This is a genomic window from Burkholderia sp. SR8 (genome assembly GCF_052851275.1).
Genome location: NZ_JAULUC010000006.1, coordinates 205,364 through 225,150, shown reverse-complemented (window position 1 = coordinate 225,150; position 19,787 = coordinate 205,364). Strand labels below are relative to the sequence as shown.

Sequence of the window (19,787 nt, the reverse complement as noted above, 5' to 3'; positions counted from 1 at the left end):
CACTACGGCGGCCTGTTCGCCGTGTCGATGGTCGCGGCGACCCTGTTCCCGCTCCAGTCCGAAGCCGTGCTCGCCGGCCTGCTGCTCGCCGGGCGCGAACCCGTATGGGCGCTGGTGCTGGTCGCGAGCGCCGGCAACGTCGCGGGCTCGGCGATCAACTGGGTTCTCGGCCGCGGCATCGAGCACTTTCGCGACCGCCGCTGGTTTCCGGTCAAGCCGGCCGCGCTCGCCCGCGCGGAAGGCTGGTACAGGCGCTATGGGCGCTGGTCGCTTCTGTTGAGCTGGGCGCCGGTGATCGGCGATCCGCTGACGGTCATTGCCGGCGTGCTGCGCGAACCGTTGCCGACCTTCGTCGCGATCGTGACGATCGCGAAGGTCGGACGGTATCTCGCCGTCGCGTGGCTCGTGACGGCCTGACATCGGCCGCCCCGGGGCCGCGCCGCCGCCGCCCCGTATCGCGGTCTGCATCGCCCCGTCGCGGCGGCACCTGCATTGGCCCTTCGCATTGGCCTTTCGCATTGGCCCTTCGCATTGGCCCTTCGCATTGGCCTTTCGCATTGGCCTTTCGCATTGGCCCTTCGCATTGGCCTTTCGCATCGGCCTTTCGCATCGGCCCTTCGCATCGGCCCTTCGCATCGGCCCTTCGCATTGGCCCTTCGCATTGGCCCTTCACAGCGGCCCTTAGCATCCAGCCGTCGCATCGCCTCATCGGATCGCCCGTACGGATCGCGCCGTCGCGTCGCGCCTCCGCATTCGCCCGTCGCGCTTCCCGGTCGCATCGCCCCGTCGCATCCAGCCGTCGCGCTGTCCCTTCGCATCCCCCTGCATCGCACCGCTAAAGATTTCGCCGAAGCTGCCGTATTCCTTACAGTGTCGCGGTGACGCGTGCGTTCCGCCCTTGTCCCACCCCACTCAGGATGCCGCATGAGATTGACTCAATTGGGCCGGGCGAGCGTCGGCGCGCGCCTTGCCGCGCTCGCGTGTGCGCTCGTCGCGCTGCTGTTCACCGTCTTTGCATGGGCGCTCGCACACTTCGCCAGCCAGCAACTCGCCGACGAGGCGCACGCACGCATCGCGGACAAGGAGCAGTCGATCCGCGCGATGGTCGAGATGTTCGACAAGGCGCTGTCCGCCGAAGCCACCCGCGCGATGACGCTGTTCGCGAGTTTCCTGCCGCCCGATTTCTCGCTCGACGCGACGCGCACCGTCGACATCGGCGGCGTCGCCGCGCCGGTGCTGTCCGCGGGCGGCCAGCCGCTCGATCTCGATTACGCGATTCCCGACCAGTTCCTGAAGAAGAGCGGCGCGATCGCGACGATCTTCGCGCGCGACGGCGACGATTTCGTGCGCGTCACGACGTCGCTGAAGAAACAGGACGGCACGCGCGCAGTGGGCACGCGCCTCGATCGCGCCGGGCCCGCGTACGCGCCGCTCGTCGCCGGACGCAGCTATACGGGGCTCGCGAAACTGTTCGGCCGGCCGTACATCACGCAGTACAAGCCGGTCACCGACGCGACGGGCCGCGTGATCGGCGCGCTGTTCGTCGGCCTCGACGTCGGCGCCGAACTGCAGGTGGTCCAGGACGGCATCCGTGCACTGAAGATCGGCGACAACGGCTACTACTTCGTGCTCGATGCGTCGCAGGGCGCGCCGCGCGGCACCTTCGTCGTCCATCCGGATGGGGCCGGCCAGCGTGCCGACGACACGCGTGCGCCGTACGCGCAGATGCTCGCGGCCGGCCAGGGCCGGCTCGCGTACACGTCGGCCGACCCGGCCGCGCACGATGCGCGGCCCACCGCGAAATTCGTGTCGTTCACGACGATCCCGCAATGGCAGTGGCTGGTCGGCGGCATCGCGCTCGACGACGAGCTGCTGGCCGGCATGCGCACCATCCGCAACCGCTTCCTGATGATCGCGGCCGTGCTCGTCGCGGCATTCGCCGCGCTGTTCGTCATGGTCGTGCGGCGCGTCGTGAGCCGGCCGCTCGATGCGGCGGCCCGCGCCTCGGAACGTTATGCGGCCGGCGATCTCAGCATCCGGATTCGCGACGGCGCGGCCGCGCGCGGCGCCGCGGGCAACGACGAGATCGGCCGGCTCGTGCAGGCGGTCGACGGCATCGGCGACGGCCTCGCGCGGATCGTCGCGCAGGTGCGCGGCAGCGCGTCCGACATCGCGCGCGGCACGGTCGGCATCGCGGCCGGCAGCGGCGACATCGCCGCACGGATCGCGACGCAGGCGAGCAGCGTCGAGCAGACGGCGGCCAGCATGGAGCAGATCACGGCCGCCGTGCAGCAGAATGCCGAGCACGCGGCGCAGGCGAACGCGCTGGTCGCGGACGCATCGGCCGCCGCGACCGACGGCGACACCGCGGTGCAGCGCGTGGTCGCGACGATGGACGACATCGGCCGCGCGACGCGCCGCATCGCCGAAATCACGAGCACGATCGAAGGCATCGCGTTCCAGACCAACATCCTCGCGCTGAACGCGGCGGTCGAGGCCGCACGCGCGGGCGAACACGGCAGGGGCTTCGCGGTGGTCGCGGCCGAAGTGCGCGCGCTCGCGCAGCGCAGCGCGGCCGCGGTGAAGGAAATCGACGCGCTGAGCGCCGAATCGTCGACGACCGTCGAACAGGGCTACCGGATCGCGGACGCCGCGCGCGGCACGATGCGCGACATCGTCCAGCGCATCGAGCAGGTCAGCACGCTGATCGGCGAGATCAGCGCCGCGTCGCGCGAGCAGTCGACCGGGATCGAGCAGGTGAACCAGGCCATCACGCAGATCGGCGAGGCGACGCAGCAGAACGCGACGCTGATCTCGGATGCGGAGCGCGCGGCCGTCGCGTTGCGCGACCAGGCCGCGCAGCTGTCGGAAGCCGTCAGCGTGTTCCGGCTCGAGCGCACCGCGTGACACGCGACGAACGGCCGGGCCGCCGCCCGGCCCGCCCGTTACTTCTTGTCGCCGGCCAGATCGATCGCCTTGTCGGAGCCAACCGCGTTGCGCAGCTGGAATTTCTGGATCTTGCCGGTCGACGTCTTCGGCAGCTCGCCGAAGCGCACGGCCTTCGGCACCTTGAACCCCGCGAGCAGCTGTCTGCAGTGCGCGACGATCTCCTCCTCGGTCGCGCTCGCGCCGTCGCGCAGCTCGACGAACGCGCACGGCACTTCGCCCCACTTCGGGTCCGGCATCGCGACGACCGCCGCGACCGCGACGGCCGGATGCCGGTACAGCGCATCCTCGACCTCGATGCTCGAGATGTTCTCGCCGCCGGAAATGATGATGTCCTTGCGGCGATCCTTGATGCGGATATAGCCGTCCGGCGTCAGCACGCCGAGATCGCCCGTATGGAACCAGCCGCCGTGGAATGCTTCGTCGGTCGCCTTCGGGTTCTTCAGGTAGCCCTTCATGCAGATGTTGCCGCGGAACATGATCTCGCCGAGCGTCTCGCCGTCGGCCGGCACCGGCGCCATCGTGTCCGGGTCGAGTACCGTCGCGCCTGCTTCCAGGTGATAGCGCACGCCCTGCCGCGCATTGAGCCGCGCGCGTTCGTCGTCGGGCAGCGCATCCCAGTGCGCCTGCTTCGCGCACACGGTCGCCGGGCCGTAGACTTCGGTCAGCCCGTACACGTGCAGCAGGTCGAAGCCGATCTCCTTCATCTTCGCGATCACGGCCGGCGCGGGCGCCGCACCGGCGACCATCGCGTGCACCGTGTGATCGATGCCTTCGCGCAGCTCGGCCGGCGCGTTCGCGATCGCGCTCTGCACGATCGGCGCGCCGCAGTAATGCGTGACGCGTTCGCGGCGGATCAGGTCGAACACGGTCTTCGCGTCGAACTTGCGCAGGCACACGTTCACGCCCGCGCGCGCCGCGACGGCCCAGGGGAAGCACCAGCCGTTGCAGTGGAACATCGGCAGCGTCCACAGATACACCGCGTGCTTCGGCATGTCCCATTCGAGGATGTTGCTGATCGCCGCGAGATACGCGCCGCGGTGGTGATACACGACGCCCTTCGGGTCGCCTGTCGTGCCCGACGTGTAGTTCAGCGCGATCGCATCCCATTCGTCCGCGGGCAGCGTCCATGGATGCTCGGGGTCGCCGCTCGCGACGAACGCCTCGTAATCGGTCGCGCCCGCGAAGCGCGCGGCGTCGGCCGGCATCGCGTCGGCGACGCTGACGATCTTCAGCCCCGGCAGTTCGAGCGCCGCGCGCTGCGCGAGATCCGCGTATTCGGTATCGACGATCAGCACCTTCGCCTCGCCGTGACGCAGCATGAACAGCACCGACGAGATGTCGAGCCGCGTGTTGATCGTGTTGAGTACCGCGCCGGCCATCGGCACGCCGAAGTGCGCCTCGACCATCGCCGGAATGTTCGGCAGCAGCGCCGCGACGGTGTCGCCGCGCGCGACGCCGGCCTGCGCGAGCGCGCTCGCGAGCTGCTTCGCGCGCGTGTACGTTTCGCCCCACGTGCGCCGCACGTCGCCGTGCACGATCGCGAGGCGCTCGCCGTAGACCTCGGCCGCGCGGACCAGAAAATCGATCGGCGTGAGCGGCACGTAGTTGGCATCGCGGCGGCCGAGTCCGGCCTCGAACATCTGCGTCATGATCCTGTCTCCCGGTTTCTATCGACCGGCGTGCATGCACCCCGGATCGTTTTGATGTGGTTCAATTGCCGACAGCCTAACGGGCGCTATTGTGAGCCGTCTGTCATCGAAACGACAGAGTACCCCGCGAGCGCTGCGCGTTATCCCTATCCTCGCAAACCCGCATCCATGCACGACCGCTCCGTTGCGCCGCCCGACGCGGCCGCCCTCGCCTCCGGCCCGCCGGCCGACACGCCGCTCGAACCGGGCCCGTTGCCGCCGCTCGCCGCGCTGTTCGGCCAGTGCGCGTGGTTCCGCGCGCTCGCGCCGGAACATCAGGCGCTCGTGCTTGCACAGTCGCGCGCCGAGCAGCGCGAAGCCGGCGACGTGGTCGCGCAGCGGCTCGCACCATCCGAATACTGGATCGGCGTACATCGCGGGCTGCTGAAGCTCGCGATCTTCAACGCATCGGGGCGCGGCTGCACGTTTTCGGGCGTGCCGTCGGGCGGCTGGTTCGGCGAAGGCAGCGTGATCAAGCGCGAGTTGCGCAAATACGAAGTGGTCGCGGTCCAGCGCTCGACCGTGCTGTTCGTGCCGGTCGACACGTTCCATGCGCTGCTCGACACGAGCCTGCCGTTCACGCGCTTCGTGATCCATCAGCTGAACAACCGGATGGGCGAGTTCATCGCGTCGATCCAGAACAGCCGGCTGCTCGACGTCGACGCGCGCGTCGCGCAGGCGCTCGCGCAGCTGTTCAACCCCGACCTGTACCCGGACACCGGCCCGTCGCTCGCGATCTCGCAGGAAGAACTGGGGATGCTCGTCGGCGTGTCGCGGCAGCGGATCAATCAGGCGCTGCAGCAGCTCGAGAAGCGCGGCGTGCTGCGGCTCGCGTACAACCAGATCGACGTGGTCGACCTGGCCGCGCTCGCGCGGGTCGGGATGGAGCAGATCTGAGCGACGCGCGATGAACGGAATCGTCGACGCGGCGGCATGCACGGCCGGTGCGGCTGCCTCGCGTTCGCCGCTGCGCGCGCACGCTTTTGATCCGATGAATCGGGCAGCCATCGCCGCGTGCCAACCTGACAATCCCGCCAGTTTCGCGCCAGTAACCCGTTCCGCCCCGACGCCTATCATTCGGGTTCCCTTCACCGACGCCTGACCACCGCCTGTCCCGCCGCCTCCATGTGGATCGTCAACCTCGCGCTCAGGCGCCCCTACACGTTCATCGTGATGGCCATCATGATCGTGCTGGCCACCCCGCTCGCGCTGATGCGCACGCCCGTCGACGTGCTGCCCGCGGTCAACATCCCCGTGATCAGCGTGATCTGGAATTACAACGGCTTCTCCGCGCAGGAGATGACCAACCGCATCACGGCCGTCCATGAACGAATCCTGACGACCACCGTCGGCAACATCCAGCACATCGAGTCGACGTCGCTGCCGGGCATCGCGGTCGTGAAGGTGTTCCTGCAGCCCGGCGCGAACGTGCAGACCGCGATCGCTCAGACGGTGTCGTCCGCGCAGGCGATCGTGCGGCAGATGCCGCAGGGCGCGACGCCGCCGCTCGTGATCACGTACTCGGCGTCGAGCATTCCGGTGATCCAGCTCGGGCTGTCGAGCAAGACGCTCAGCGAACAGTCGCTCGCCGACATCGCGCTCAACTTCCTGCGCCCGCAACTGATCACGATTCCGGGCGCGCAGATCCCGTTTCCGTACGGCGGCCGCACGCGCGTCGTCGCGATCGATCTCGATCCGCAGGCACTGCTCGCGAAGGGCCTGACGCCCGCCGACATCGTCAACGCGGTCAACGCGCAGAACCTCGTGCTGCCGACCGGCACCGCGAAGATGGGCCAGACCGAATACCGGATCGACACGAACGCGTCGGCCGACACGATCGCCGACATCGACAACCTGCCGGTCCAGACCGTCGGCGGCGCGACGACCTACCTGCGCGAAGTCGCGTCGGTGCGCGACGGCTTCGCGCCGCAGACCAACGTGGTGCGCCAGAACGGCCAGCGCGGCGTGCTGATGTCGATCCTGAAGACCGGCGACGCATCGACGCTGAAGGTGGTGTCGGACCTGAAGGCGCTGCTGCCGAAAGTGATCCCGACACTGCCCGAGGGGCTCACGATCACGCCGCTGTTCGACCAGTCGGTGTTCGTCAACGCCGCCGTGCAGGGCGTGATCCACGAGGCGCTGATCGCCGCGGTGCTGACCGCGATGATGATCCTGCTGTTCCTCGGCAACTGGCGCAGCACGCTGATCATCGCGATCTCGATTCCGCTGTCGATCTTCACGTCGCTGATCGCGCTGTCCGCGCTCGGCGAGACCATCAACATCATGACGCTCGGCGGGCTCGCGCTCGCGGTCGGCATCCTGGTCGACGATGCGACCGTCACGATCGAGAACATCGAGCGGCACCTGCATCTCGGTACCAATCTGCACGATGCGATTCTCGAAGGCGCGGGCGAAATCGCGGTGCCCGCGTTCGTGTCCACGCTGTGCATCTGCATCGTGTTCGTCCCGATGTTCTTCCTGACGGGCGTCGCGCGCTACCTGTTCGTGCCGCTTGCGGAAGCCGTGGTGTTCGCGATGCTCGCGTCGTACGTGCTGTCGCGCACGCTCGTGCCGACGCTTGCGATGCTGCTGTTCCGCCCGCAGCAGGCGAGCACCGGCCCCGACCATTCGACGTCGCATTTCGCGCGCATCCATCACGCGTTCAACGATGCGTTCGAGCGGCTGCGCGCGTGGTACATCGTACTGCTCAGCATGCTGCTGGTGCGCCGCCGCTTCTACGCGATGTGCTTCCTCGGCTTCTGCGTGCTGTCGACCGGCCTCGTGTTCGTGCTCGGCCGCGACTTCTTCCCGAATGCCGATTCCGGCAACATCCGGCTGCACATGCGCGCGCCGACCGGCTACCGGATCGAGGAAACCGCGCGCCTCGCCGACCAGGTCGAGCGCGTGATCCGCGCAGCGGTGCCGCCCGACGAGCTCGGCGCGATCGTCGACAACCTCGGGCTGCCGGTGAGCGGCATCAACCTGTCGTACAGCAACAGCGGCACGATCGGCTCGCTCGACGGCGAGCTGATGATCGCGCTGAAGCCGGGCCATCGCCCCACGCAACACTACGTGCAGACACTGCGCACGCTGCTGCCGCAGCGCTTCCCGGGCGTCGAGTTCTTCTTCCAGCCGTCGGACATCATCACGCAGATCCTCAACTTCGGTCAGCCCGCCGCGATCGACCTGCAGGTGCTCGGCAACGATCTCGCGAGTAACATGGCTATCGCGAGCAGCCTGATGAAGAAGATCAGGCAAATCCCCGGCGCCGTCGACGTGCACGTGCTGCAGCGCAACGACGAACCGACCCTGGTGGCCGACATGGACCGTACGCGCATGCAGCAGCTCAGCCTCTCCGCGCAGAACGTCGCGCAGAACATGCTGATCTCGCTGTCCGGCAGTTCCCAGACGACACCGTCGTTCTGGATCAACCCGCGCACCGGCGTCCAGTACCCGCTGCAGATCCAGACCCCGCAATACAACATCGCGTCGATCGACGACCTGCTCGGTACGCCCGTTTCCGCGAGCGGCCGCACCGGCATGCCGCTGCAACTGCTCGGCAACCTCGTGCAGATCCGTCCGGTCGCGAGCCCGGCCGTGATCACGCACTACAACATCCGCCCGGCGATCGACCTGTACGTGAGCGTCGAAGGCCGCGACCTCGGCTCGGTCGCGGGCGAGATCGACCGGATCGTGTCCGACGCGCGCGCGACGCTGCCGCGCGGCACCGAGCTGTCGGTGCGCGGCCAGGTCGAGACGATGCGCACGTCGTACCTCGGCCTCGGCGCCGGCGTCGCGATGGCGATCGTGCTCGTCTACCTGCTGATCGTCGTGAATTTCCAGTCGTGGCTCGATCCGCTGATCATCGTCAGCGCGATGCCGGCCGCGCTCGCCGGCATCGCGTGGATGCTGTTCATCACCGGCACGCACCTGAGCGTGCCCGCGCTGACGGGCGCGATCATGACGGTGGGCGTCGCGACCGCGAACAGCATCCTCGTCGTGTCGTTCGCGCGCCAGCGCCTCGCGGCCGGTGCGCCGCCGCTGACGGCCGCGCTGGAGGCCGGCGCGACGCGGATCCGCCCGGTGCTGATGACGGCGCTCGCGATGATCATCGGGATGGTGCCGATGGCGCTCGGTCTCGGCGAAGGCGCCGAGCAGAACGCGCCGCTCGGCCGCGCGGTGATCGGCGGCCTGCTGTTCGCCACCGTTTCGACGCTGCTGTTCGTGCCGCTCGTGTTCGGCGGCGTGCATGCGCGGCTGGCCCGCCGGCGCGCGCGCCGCGCCGGACACTGACTTTCGCTCCACTACCCGGTTGAATTGGTTGAATTCATGGAACAGAAACATCACAGCTCCGTCGGCATCCAGGTGGACGAACACGGCATGCACCTGCCGACGCGCACGTCGGTGTCGCGGCGCGGGCGGATCGTCCTGATCGTGATCGGCGTGCTGCTGGCCGCGGGCGCCGCGCGCACGATCGTCGTCAACGTGCTGAACCGTCATCGCCTCGACGCGGTCGCCGAGCAGAACACGCGCCAGTATGTGAGCGTCGTGCATCCGGTCGACGCGGCGACCGGCGGCAAGCTGACGCTGCCCGGCACGCTGCGCGGCTTCGTCGAGGCGCCGATCTACGCGCGCGCGAGCGGCTACGTGCTGCGCTGGCAGGCCGACATCGGCGCGCACGTGAAGCAGGGGCAGGTGCTCGCCGAGCTCGATACGCCCGAGTTGAACCAGGAACTGGCGCAGGCCACCGCGCAGCGCCAGCAGGCGCAGGCCGCGCTCGCACTCGCGAAGACGTCGTTCGATCGCGCGCAGCAGCTGCGGCAGCGCGATGCGGTGTCGCAGCAGGAGCTCGACGACCGGCAAGGCGCGTTCAACCAGGGCACCGCGACCCTCGCGGCGGCCGATGCGAACATGCGCCGCCTCACCGAGCTGAAGGGCTTCCAGCGCATCGTCGCGCCGATCGACGGGATCGTCACGCAACGCAACGTCGATGTCGGCGACCTCGTCAGCTCGGGCAATGCGGGCCGCGCGCTGTTCACCGTCGTGCAGGCCGACCGGCTGCGCCTGTACGTGCAGGTGCCGCAGGCGTACGCGCAGCAGGTGAAGGTCGGCCAGCACGTGAGCGTCGCGCAGGCCGAGCTGCCGGGCCAGACCTTCGACGGCACGATCACGCGCACGTCGCAGGCGATCGACGTCGCGACGCGCTCGTTGCAGATCGAGATCACGCTGCCGAACCCGGACGGCCGGCTGCTGCCCGGCGCGTACGTGCAGGCGACGCTGCCGATGACGCCGGTCGGCCGCCTGCAGATTCCGGCCAGTACGCTGCTGTTCCGTGCCGAAGGGCCGACGGTCGCGGCCGTCGACGCGGACGGCCACGTGCATCTGAAAGCCGTGACCGTCGTGCGCACGATCGGGCAGACGCTCGAAGTCGACGGCGCGCTGACGCCGAACGACCGCCTCGTCGCGAACCCGAGCGACGCGCTTGCGAACGGCGACACGGTCGTCGTGCAGGCGGCGCAGACCGCGAAACCGGCGTCCGCGGCGGCGGGAGCGAAGTCGTGAGCGCGATGCGCGCCCGCGTGCGCCCCGCCGCGATCGGCGCCATCGCGGTCGTCGCGGCCGCGGCGCTGTCAGGCTGCACGGTCGGCCCCGACTACCGGCGCCCGGCCGTCGACACGCCGGCCACGTGGCGGCTCGATCCCGCCGATGCCTACTGGCACCCGGCCGCGCCGGCCCGCGCGCCGCTCGATCCGGCCTGGTGGACCGCGTTCGGCGACGCGCAGCTCGACGCGCTCGAAGCCGATGCGCTGCGCAACAACCAGAACCTGAAGGCCGTCGCCGCGCGCTACGATCAGGCGAAGGCGACGCTCGCGTCGGTCGCGTCCGCGCAGTATCCGGCCGTCGGGCTGAACGCGAGCGGCCAGCGCTTCAAGATCTCCGCCGACCGGCCGCAGACCAACTACGCGACGAAGAGCATGTCGACCGTGCAGAACGAGATCCAGGTCGGTGCGAGCGTCAGCTACGAACTCGACCTGTTCGGCCGCGTGCGGCGCACCGTCGAAGCCGCGCAGGCCAGCTCCGAGCAAGCGCGCGACGATTTCGCGAACGCGCGTCTGGTGCTGACCGCCGACCTCGCATCGAGCTATTTCATGCTGCGCGAGCTCGACACCGAGATCGACGTCGTCCGGCGCTCGATCGACCTGCAGCAGAAGGCGCTCGACTACGTGAGCGCGCGCCACGATCTCGGCGCGGTGTCCGGCCTCGACCTGCTGCAGCAACGCGCACAGCTCGACGCGACGCGCACGCAGGCGCAGCTGCTGATCCAGCAGCGCGCGCAGGTGGAAACCGCGATCGCGACGCTGGTCGGCACGCCGGCGCCCGCGTTCGCGCTGCCGCCGCGCGTGGTGCCGATCAACGCGCCCGCGCTGCCGACCGGCATGCCGAGCGACCTGCTGCAGCGGCGGCCCGACGTCGCGTCGGCCGAGCGCGCGATGGCCGCCGCGAACGCGCAGATCGGCGTCGCGCGCGCCGCGTATTTCCCGCGCATCGCGCTGTCGCCGGACCTCGGCTGGGATGCGACGCGGTTCTCGGGCCTGTTCACCGTGCCGGCGCTGCTGTGGTCGATCGGCGCGTCGGTCAGCCAGCCGCTGTTCCAGGGCGGCAAGCTGAAGGCCGGCGTCGATTTCGTGCAAGCCGGCTACGTGGCCGCGCAGGCCAGTTACCGGCAGACCGTGCTCACCGCATTCCAGGAGGTGCAGAATGCGGTGACGGGCCTGTCGGTGCTCGCACAGGCCGCGCAGCAGGCGTCCGCGGCGGTCGACGACGCGCGCCAGCTCGTGTCGCTCGCGCAGGACCGCTACGCGGGCGGCCTGACGCCGTTCATCGACGTGCTGACGGCCCAGCAGCAGTTGCTGACGAGCGAGCGCCAGGCCGTGCAGATCCAGGGCCAGCGCGCGGCGCTCGTCGTGTTTCTCGCGAAAGCGCTCGGCGGCGGCTGGGACGGCGGCGCCGCACCGACCGACGTCGCGGCGGCCGGCCCGCAGCCTGCCGCGAGCAACGGCCCCTAACCCGGTTACGCACACACGCCTATGAAAGTCCTGATCGTCGAAGACGAACCGAAAGTCGTCGAATACCTGAAGAGCGGCCTGACCGAGGAAGGCTGGGTCGTCGATACCGCGCTCGACGGCGAGGACGGCGCATGGAAAGCCGTCGAATTCGAATACGACGTGGTCGTGCTCGACGTGATGCTGCCGAAGCTCGACGGCTTCGGCGTGTTGCGTGCGCTGCGCGCGCAGAAACAGACGCCCGTGATCATGCTGACCGCGCGCGACCGCGTCGACGATCGCGTGCGCGGCTTGCGCGGCGGCGCCGACGACTACCTGACCAAGCCGTTCTCGTTCCTCGAACTGATCGAGCGGCTGCGTGCGCTCACGCGCCGCGCGCGCGTGCAGGAATCGACGCTGATCTCGATCGGCGACCTGCGCGTGGACCTGATCGGCCGCCGCGCGACCCGCGACGGCACGCGCCTCGACCTGACCGCGCAGGAATTCCAGCTGCTCGGCGTGCTTGCGCGGCGCAGCGGCGAGGTGCTGTCGAAGACGACGATCGCGGAACTCGTATGGGACGTGAACTTCGACAGCAACGCGAACGTGGTCGAAACCGCGATCAAGCGCCTGCGCGCGAAGCTCGACGGCCCGTTCGCGGAGAAGCTGCTGCACACGATCCGCGGGATGGGCTACGTGCTCGAGGCGCGCGACGAAGGCGACGCGGAGAAGCACGCATGAAACGCTCGATCACCCTGCGGCTGTCGGCGATGTTCGGCATCGTGTCGCTGCTCGTGTTCACGCTGGTCGGCTGCGGGCTGTTCGTGATGATGGAGCGCCAGCTGTTCGCCGAGCTGCGCGCGACGATCGACACGCGCGCGAAGGTCGCGCAGATGATTGTGTCGCACGCGACCACGGCCGCGCGCGGCCGCCTGATGCAGGAAAAGCTCGCCGACCTCGAACCGCCCGACGGGTCGACGCGCTACCAGGTCGACAGCCCCGACGCCGATTTCCGCTTCGGTCATCCGGTCGACGGCGTGCCCGTCGGCAAGCCGTTCGGCGCGTTCCAGCAGTACGCGCTCAACGGCAGCAGCTACGACGTGATGACGAAGACCGTCGCGATCGCGGGCAGCGGCGAGCGGCCCGACCTGAAGCTGATCGTCGCGACGTCGTGCGAGCGCACGCAGAGGATGCTGCGCCGTTTCGTGTGGACGCTCGCAGCGCTGATCGCGACGGCCACCGTGCTGACGCTGCTGCTGAGCCGCGCGGTCGCGCGCTTCGGGCTCGCGCCGCTCGAGCGGCTGTCGCAGGACGCGGCGGCGATCAGCGCGACCAATCGCCGCCAGCGGCTGCAGACCGACGCGCTGCCGACCGAGCTGCGCGACCTCGCCGCGTCGTTCAACGGCGCGCTGGAGCGCATCCAGCAGACCTATGCGCGGCTCGAGGCGTTCAATGCGGACGTCGCGCACGAGTTGCGCACGCCGATCAGCATCCTGATCGGCCAGACCCAGGTCGCACTGACGAGCCGCGACCGCTCGGTCGACCGCATGCGCCAGACGCTGCAGTCGAACCTCGAGGAATTCGAACGGCTGCGCGTGATCATCAACGACATGCTGTTCCTGTCGCGCAGCGATCGCGGCGAACGCGCGACCGACCTGAAGCACGTGTCGCTCGCCGACGAAGTGCGGCGCATGCTCGATTTCCTCGAAATCCCGCTCGACGAGGCGCAGTTGCGTGCCGAACTGCACGGCGATGCGCGAGCGGCCGTCGATCCGTCGCTGTTCCGCCGCGCGATGACGAACCTGCTGATCAACGCGATCCAGCATTCGGCGCCGGGTGCGACGCTGAACGTGACGATCACGCGCCGCGACGCGCTCGTCGACGTGTCGGTCGCGAACCCCGGCGAGCCGATCGACCCCGTGCAGCGCGCGCACGTGTTCGAGCGCTTCTACCGGCTCGAGGAAGCGCGCGCGAACAGCAAGGAGAACCACGGCCTCGGGCTGTCGATCGTGAAGGCCGTCGCGGAGATGCATGGCGGCAGCGTGTTCGTCGCATGCTCGGGCGGGATCAATACGTTCGGTTTCTCGGTGTCGACGCAACCGTGCGGCGGCGGCCCGCTGCGCACGAACGATGCCGGCGACCCGCAGCCGCTGCGCCCGGCCCCCGCTCCGCGCGCATTGCACTGACGGCGGCCGCGCCGCCGAGGGCAGTTTTCTTCAATACGGGCACGCGCTGCTTCTTTAGTCTCGATGCGACTTCGACTTTCGCATGGAGACACCTGATGAGCATGCTGATTTCGATGGCCGCGTTCGCGCTGGCGTCGTCGATCACCCCCGGTCCCGTCAATATCGTCGCGCTCAGTGCGGGCGCGCGCCACGGTCTCGGCGCAAGCCTGCGCTATGCAGCCGGCGCGACGCTCGGTTTCGTCGCGCTGTTCCTGCTGATCGGCCTCGGGCTGCACGCGGCGCTCGCGCGCTGGCCGATGCTGACCACGGCGACCCAATGGTCTGGGATCGCGTTCCTGCTTTACCTCGCGCTGCGGCTCGCGCTCGACGACGGCCGGTTGTCGGCCGACCCGGACGCGCGTGATGTGGCGGGCCCGTCGGCGGTGGCCGGTGCAGCGATGCAGTGGTTGAATCCGAAGGCGTGGCTCGCGTGCGTGGCCGCGATGGGCGCGTATGCAGCCGACGGCGATCGCGCGCAGGTGTGGCTGTTCGCGGCGCTGTATCTGGTGATCTGTTTCGCGTCGATCTCGTGCTGGGCGTATGCGGGTGCATCGCTGCGGCATCGGCTCGCGAATGCGCGGCGGATGCGGTTGTTCAACCGCGCAATGGCGCTGCTGCTTGCGGGCAGTGCGCTTTATTTGCTCGATGCGTAGGAGCGTCGCGGCGAGGTGAATTGTTGCGGGAGATGTCGCCAGCAGGCGATGAGCGACGCGTCGCCGGGTTTGCGGTTTGCGGTTTGCGGTTTGCGGTTTGCGGTTTGCGGTTTGCGGTTTGCGGTTTGCGGTTTGCGGTTTGCGGTTTGCGGTTTGCGGTTTGCGGTTTGCGGTTTGCGGTTTGCGGTTTGCGGTTTGCCGTTTGCCGTTTGCCGTTTGCCGTTTGCCGTTTGCCGCTCGCAGTGTGCCTCTCGCGGTGCGCCGCGCGCAGTGCGAGATGCGCGATGCGCATGCAGCACCGAACCGCCCTTTCCCCGCTCAGTTCGCCGCGCTTCGATACTGCCCCGGCGTCGCGGCCGCGATGCGACGGAACGCGCGCTGGAAATGCGCCTGGTCCGCGAAACCGGCATCGAGCGCGACGTCGGCGATCGGCCGTCCGCGGCGCAGCTGCGCGCGGCCGTACTGCACGCGCCGGTCGATCAGGAACGCGTGCGGCGTCATCCCGTAACGCGCATTGAATGCGCGGATCAGATAGGACGGCGACAGATCGGCCGCCGCGCAGATCGCATCCAGCGTGACGGACTGCCGGCAATGGGCGGCGATGTAGTCGGCCGCGCGCGCGAGCTTCGCGTTGTCGGCACCGCGCCGCGTATCGTCAGGCAACGCGCGATCGAGCGCGCCGTGCAGCCGCGTGAAGAATTCGACCGCCGCGCTTTCCTTGCCGAGCGGATCGATGCCCGGCGCGACGAGTATCCGGTAAAAGCGGCCGAACTGCGCGAACAGGTCGCGGCGTTCGGTCAACTTCGGCGAAAACCCGTGAAAATCGCGGTTCGGGTCGCGCCCCAGCGAATGCTGCAGGCGCGCGAGCCACGGCACGTCCACATAGACCATCCGGTAAGCCCATGCGTCGGGGCCGTACGGATTGCACGCATGCACCTGCTCCGGATCGATGAGCACCAGCACGCCGCGCCCGACGTGCTCCTTCGTCGCGCCGTTCAGATAGGTGCTCGTGCCGCCGACGATCGCGCCGACCGAAAACGTGTCGTGCGTGTGCTTCGCGTAGCAGATCGCCCGCCCGTCGTCGACGGTGCGCGCTTCGATGAACGGCAGCGCGGCGTCGCGCCAGAATGGCGACGGCACGGTAACGGTATGGACGGAACGGCTCACGCGACGGGCTCCCGGATCGAACGGCGAACGCACACCGTACAAGACTGCGCGGCCCGATGCAACCGCGAACCGACGCTCCGCGGCCGGATCGCCTAAGCTTTGGATTCCGGCCGCCGCGCCTGACGCGGCGGGTTCCGTTCCCTGTTCCAACCGGTACCGCTCATGCACATCGATCTGACAGGCAAGACCGCGGTCGTCACCGCTTCCACCGCCGGCATCGGGCTGGCAATCGCCGAAGGGCTCGCGCGTGCGGGCGCACGCGTCGTCGTCAACGGACGCAGCGACAAGTCGGTCGAGTCCGCCCGCGCGCAACTGCGCGCCGCGGTGCCCGATGCGGACGTCGACGGCGTCGCCGCCGACCTGTCCGACGCCGCCGGCGCCGCGCGCATCGCGCAGCACACGCCGGACGCCGACATCCTCGTGAACAACGCGGGCATCTATGGGCTCAAAGCGTTCTTCGACATCGACGACGACGAATGGAACCACTACTTCCAGATGAACGTGATGTCCGGCGTGCGTCTCGCGCGGCACTACCTGAAAGGCATGCTCGCGCGCAATACGGGGCGCATCGTGTTCATTTCGTCGGAATCGGGCCTGAACATCCCGGTCGACATGATTCACTACGGATTCACGAAAACGGCGCAGTTGTCGGTCGCGCGTGGCCTCGCGAAGCTGGCGGCCGGCACGAACGTGACGGTCAACTCGGTGCTGCCGGGGCCGACGATGTCGGAAGGTGTGCGCAAGATGCTGAAGGCGCAGGCCGACGAAACCGGCCGCAGCATCGACGATGTCGCGGTGGAGTTCGTGCGCAGCGAGCGTGCGAGCTCGATCATCCAGCGGCCGGCGACGACGGAGGAAGTCGCGAACCTGGTCGTGTACGTGTGTTCGCCGCAGGCGTCGGCGACGACGGGCGCGGCGTTGCGCGTCGACGGCGGCGTGGTCGATACGATCGCGTGACCGCAGCATCACGCGATGGCGCAACGCGCCGCCGCTCCCCTATCGCGCCGCGCTCTTGCCCGCCTGAAGCGCGCCCTTGCGATCGGCGTCCATGCAGGTATCGAAGCCGTGTTGCGTGACGGCGCCGGCATTGTCGAACACGACGAAGAAAGCACGGTGATCGTTGCCGTGCTCGATGAAGTAGTTGTAGCAGACGCCGCTGCCGTTGCGGACCATCCACACGCTGCGCGGGTTGCCGCCGGCGCGCACGACGTCGGCGCGCGTCGCGCCGTGCCGCGACGCGGCCCGCGCGAGCGGCGTGCGCGAATACGAGAACGGCAGCCACGAGTCGAACCACGCACAGCCGTGCAACATCAGGCAGCTGGCGGCCAGGGACAGCGTCGCTGCGGGACGGGACATCGGAATCAATCGCATGCTCGGAAAAATCTGCTGCGCCATGCCGGCGTGATCGAAAGCCCCATGCTACTCGACCTTTGGGTCCGGATCGAAAAGAAATGTAGAGACTTGTTTCCGATGCGCGGCACGCGGCGGCCCGGCACACGCCCGATCGTCACGAACCGTTGCGATGCAGGGCCGGCCCGCGCGCACATCCGCACCCCGGCGCCCACGCGGCGAATCGGCTCGACGGATCGCACCGTCACGCGACCCATTCCGCCCACAGCATCGTCAGCACGGTCATCAGCGCGGGACCGACGAACAGCCCGATCAGCCCGAACGTCTCGGCGCCGCCGAGAATCCCGAACAGCACGAGCAGGAACGGCAAGCGGGTCGAGCTGCCGATCAGCACCGGCCGCACGAAATGCTCGGCGACGAACACGACCACGAAACCGATCGCCAGCACCGCGACGGCCCACACGGTCGAGCCCTGCACGAACAGCCAGAGCGCCGCGCCGCAGAACACGATCGGCGCGCAGAACGGCAGCATCGCCGCGACGGCCGTGACGAGGCCGAGCAGCGCCGCGTGCGGGACACCGGCAAACGCATACGCGACGCCGAGGATCGCGCCTTCACCGAGCCCGACGACGACGAGGCCCGTCACCGTCCCGTACACGGCCGCGACCATCCGCTCGATCAGCTCGCCGCCACCGGGCCCGAACGCGCGCCGCGCGCCGTGCTGCAACGCGCCCGACAGCTTGTGGCCGGCCCGCATGATCACGAACAGCGTGACCAGCATGAAGCCGAACTCGAACAGCGCATGCGCGAGCTTCGAGCCGAACTGCCGGCCGAACGCGATGAACTTCTCGCCGTTCGCGCCATGCATCGCCGTGCCCGCGTGCAGCGGATGACCGAGATTGGCCTGCCACCACTCGGTGATCTGCGCGGAGCCGTAAGGCAGGCGGCTGACGACGTCCGGCAGCGCAATCCCGTTGTCCTGGATCGAGTGCAGCCAGATGCGCAGGTCGTGCTCCTGCGAGATCGCCTGCCCGAGCGCGATCGCGACCGGCAGCACGACGAGCAGCGAAACGCCCGCGGTGATCACGGTCGCGATCAGGGTCGGCCGGTTGCGAAACCAGCGGTCCGATTCGAAACGTTTCAGCAGCGGCCACAGCGCGATCGCAATCACGCAGGCCCATGCGATCGCGGGAAGGAAATCGCGGATCACCCACAGCGCGAGCACCAGCAGCGCCGCGTACAGCACGGCGCGGGCGATCTGCTGCGCGCGCGGCCGCGCGGCGGAATCGGAAGACGGCGGGACGTGTGCGCCCATGGCACCTCTGTCGAAATGAAAAATGGCGGTTCGCGCAGGCCGAAAGCCTGTTCGAACCGCCATTCTATCCATCGATGCCGCAACGGCATGCGCACGCCGTGCCAAGCATTGTCAAATGCGTGCCGTCGAAGCCGTCGAAGCCGTCGTGTCGCGCGGCGCGGCGCGTGCTCAGGCCGCCTTGTCGGCGACGCGGTAGCGTTCGAGCCAGTGCGCGTACGGCGCGGGCAGCGTCCACGACGGACGCTCGACGCCGAGCTGCTTGGCCGCATAGTACGGCCAGTGCGGATCGGCCAGATGCGCGCGCCCGACCATCACGAGGTCGAGCTGCTGCTCGGCCACGACGCGATCGGCGAGTTGCGGCGTGTCGATTCCCCATGCGGACGACACCGGCAGGCCGGCCTCGCGGCGCACGCGTTCGGCGATCGGCGCGAGGAACGCCGGTCCCCACGGAATCTGCGCGTCGGGCGTCGAGAAGCCGACCGACACGCTCAGCATGTCGAGCCCTTCCTGCTTCATCCTCTGCGTGAGCGCGATCGATTCGGCGAGCGTTTCTTCATCGCGGCCGTCGTATTCGATCACGCCGAGACGCGCAGTCAGCGGCAGATGCTCCGGCCACACCTGACGAACGGCCTTCAGCGTGTCGACGAGAAAGCGGCCGCGATTCTCGGCCGAACCGCCGTACTCGTCGTCGCGCTGGTTCGAGTGCACCGAGAAGAAGCTCTGGCCGAGATAGCCGTGCGCGAAATGCAGCTCGAGCCATTCGAAGCCGAGGTCGCGGGCGCGCTTCGCCGACGCGACGAAGTCGGCCTGCACACGGGCGATGTCGTCGTGCGTCATCGCACGCGGCGTCTTCGGCAGGTGCGCGCCGAACGGGATCGCCGACGGGGCGATGGTCTGCCAGCCGCGCGGATCGCCGTCGGGGATGTGGTCGTCGCCTTCCCACGGACGGTTCGCACTCGCCTTGCGGCCCGCATGCGCGATCTGGATGCCCGGCACCGAGCCGGCCGCCTTGATCGCCGCGACCGACGGCGCGAACGCGTCGGCCTGCGCATCGGTCCACAGCCCGGCACAGCCCGGCGTGATGCGGCCTTCCGGCGACACGGCCGTCGCCTCCGCGATCACGAGACCCGCGCCGCCGCGCGCGATGCCGGCCAGATGCACGTGATGCCAGTCGTTGACGACGCCGTCTTCGGCGACGTACTGGCACATCGGCGGCACCGCGATACGGTTGCGCAGCGTGACATCCTTGAGTTTGAACGGTTCGAACAGGGCAGACATCCACCACTCCTTTGCTTGGTTCTGCGAAACGACTGGATGAGCCGCCGTGCGGGGCGCACGACGGAACGGTTCGGGCCGCCGCCGGGCCGGTCGGGCCCGGCGGCGGAAACGGCCTGACG

Annotated in this window: 15 protein-coding genes; 10 read left to right on the top strand and 5 right to left on the bottom strand. The window is 68.9% G+C overall.

Annotated elements, in window-relative coordinates; translation table 11 throughout:
• Nucleotides 1-27 precede the first annotated feature (27 nt).
• Both Q3A80_RS10085 and Q3A80_RS10080 read left to right on the top strand, forming a co-directional pair.
• Nucleotides 28-417, top strand: coding sequence for a YqaA family protein (locus Q3A80_RS10085; RefSeq protein ID WP_446328899.1), 390 nt, complete (start codon nt 28-30; stop codon nt 415-417).
• Between the two features lie 507 nt (nt 418-924).
• Entirely contained in the window at nt 925-2,907 is a 1,983-nt protein-coding gene (locus tag Q3A80_RS10080; RefSeq protein ID WP_446328898.1) for a methyl-accepting chemotaxis protein, read from the top strand.
• A gap of 38 nt (nt 2,908-2,945) precedes the next feature.
• Here the strand turns inward: Q3A80_RS10080 and Q3A80_RS10075 are convergent, their stop codons facing one another.
• Nucleotides 2,946-4,598, bottom strand: coding sequence for an acyl-CoA synthetase (locus Q3A80_RS10075; RefSeq protein WP_446328897.1), 1,653 nt, complete (start codon nt 4,596-4,598; stop codon nt 2,946-2,948).
• Nucleotides 4,599-4,766: 168 nt separating this feature from the next.
• Here Q3A80_RS10075 and Q3A80_RS10070 point away from each other — a divergent pair, with 168 nt between their 5' ends.
• From Q3A80_RS10070 to Q3A80_RS10040, 7 genes are all read left to right on the top strand, one after another.
• A complete protein-coding gene (locus Q3A80_RS10070; RefSeq protein ID WP_446328896.1) occupies nt 4,767-5,534 on the top strand; it encodes a Crp/Fnr family transcriptional regulator in 768 nt (255 codons plus the stop codon).
• Between the two features lie 228 nt (nt 5,535-5,762).
• Nucleotides 5,763-8,930 (top strand): efflux RND transporter permease subunit, encoded by a 3,168-nt coding sequence (locus tag Q3A80_RS10065; protein ID WP_446328895.1) that lies wholly within the window; start codon nt 5,763-5,765, stop codon nt 8,928-8,930.
• 36 nt (nt 8,931-8,966) lie between these two features.
• Complete coding sequence (locus Q3A80_RS10060) at nt 8,967-10,199, top strand: efflux RND transporter periplasmic adaptor subunit (protein ID WP_446328894.1); 1,233 nt, start codon at nt 8,967-8,969, stop codon at nt 10,197-10,199.
• Between the two features lie 5 nt (nt 10,200-10,204).
• Nucleotides 10,205-11,704 (top strand): efflux transporter outer membrane subunit, encoded by a 1,500-nt coding sequence (locus Q3A80_RS10055; protein WP_446329004.1) that lies wholly within the window; start codon nt 10,205-10,207, stop codon nt 11,702-11,704.
• A gap of 21 nt (nt 11,705-11,725) precedes the next feature.
• Nucleotides 11,726-12,421: a heavy metal response regulator transcription factor gene (locus tag Q3A80_RS10050; RefSeq protein ID WP_446328893.1), complete on the top strand. Its 696-nt coding sequence runs from the start codon at nt 11,726-11,728 to the stop codon at nt 12,419-12,421.
• The gene (locus Q3A80_RS10045) at nt 12,418-13,866 is read left to right on the top strand and encodes a heavy metal sensor histidine kinase (RefSeq protein ID WP_446328892.1); all 1,449 of its coding nucleotides are present in this window, start codon (nt 12,418-12,420) and stop codon (nt 13,864-13,866) included. Before Q3A80_RS10050 ends, Q3A80_RS10045 begins: the two co-directional genes overlap by 4 nt.
• Nucleotides 13,867-13,961: 95 nt before the next feature.
• Nucleotides 13,962-14,558: a LysE family translocator gene (locus Q3A80_RS10040; protein WP_446328891.1), complete on the top strand. Its 597-nt coding sequence runs from the start codon at nt 13,962-13,964 to the stop codon at nt 14,556-14,558.
• Nucleotides 14,559-14,876: 318 nt separating this feature from the next.
• On the opposite strand, the gene Q3A80_RS10035 is transcribed toward Q3A80_RS10040, so the two are convergent.
• The gene (locus tag Q3A80_RS10035; RefSeq protein ID WP_446328890.1) at nt 14,877-15,725 is read right to left on the bottom strand and encodes an AraC family transcriptional regulator; all 849 of its coding nucleotides are present in this window, start codon (nt 15,723-15,725) and stop codon (nt 14,877-14,879) included.
• A gap of 162 nt (nt 15,726-15,887) precedes the next feature.
• Here Q3A80_RS10035 and Q3A80_RS10030 point away from each other — a divergent pair, with 162 nt between their 5' ends.
• A complete protein-coding gene (locus tag Q3A80_RS10030) occupies nt 15,888-16,682 on the top strand; it encodes an SDR family NAD(P)-dependent oxidoreductase (RefSeq protein WP_446328889.1) in 795 nt (264 codons plus the stop codon).
• Nucleotides 16,683-16,721: 39 nt separating this feature from the next.
• On the opposite strand, the gene Q3A80_RS10025 is transcribed toward Q3A80_RS10030, so the two are convergent.
• The 3 genes from Q3A80_RS10025 to Q3A80_RS10015 all read right to left on the bottom strand — a co-directional run bounded on the left by Q3A80_RS10025 (nt 16,722) and on the right by Q3A80_RS10015 (nt 19,668).
• Nucleotides 16,722-17,096, bottom strand: a complete 375-nt coding sequence (locus Q3A80_RS10025) for a hypothetical protein (RefSeq protein WP_446328888.1) — start codon at nt 17,094-17,096, stop codon at nt 16,722-16,724.
• 223 nt (nt 17,097-17,319) lie between these two features.
• The gene (locus Q3A80_RS10020; protein ID WP_446328887.1) at nt 17,320-18,390 is read right to left on the bottom strand and encodes an AI-2E family transporter; all 1,071 of its coding nucleotides are present in this window, start codon (nt 18,388-18,390) and stop codon (nt 17,320-17,322) included.
• Nucleotides 18,391-18,558: 168 nt separating this feature from the next.
• Nucleotides 18,559-19,668 carry an NADH:flavin oxidoreductase/NADH oxidase gene (locus tag Q3A80_RS10015; protein WP_446328886.1) on the bottom strand — a complete coding sequence of 370 codons (1,110 nt, stop codon included), beginning with the start codon at nt 19,666-19,668 and terminating at the stop codon, nt 18,559-18,561.
• Nucleotides 19,669-19,787 lie beyond the last annotated feature (119 nt).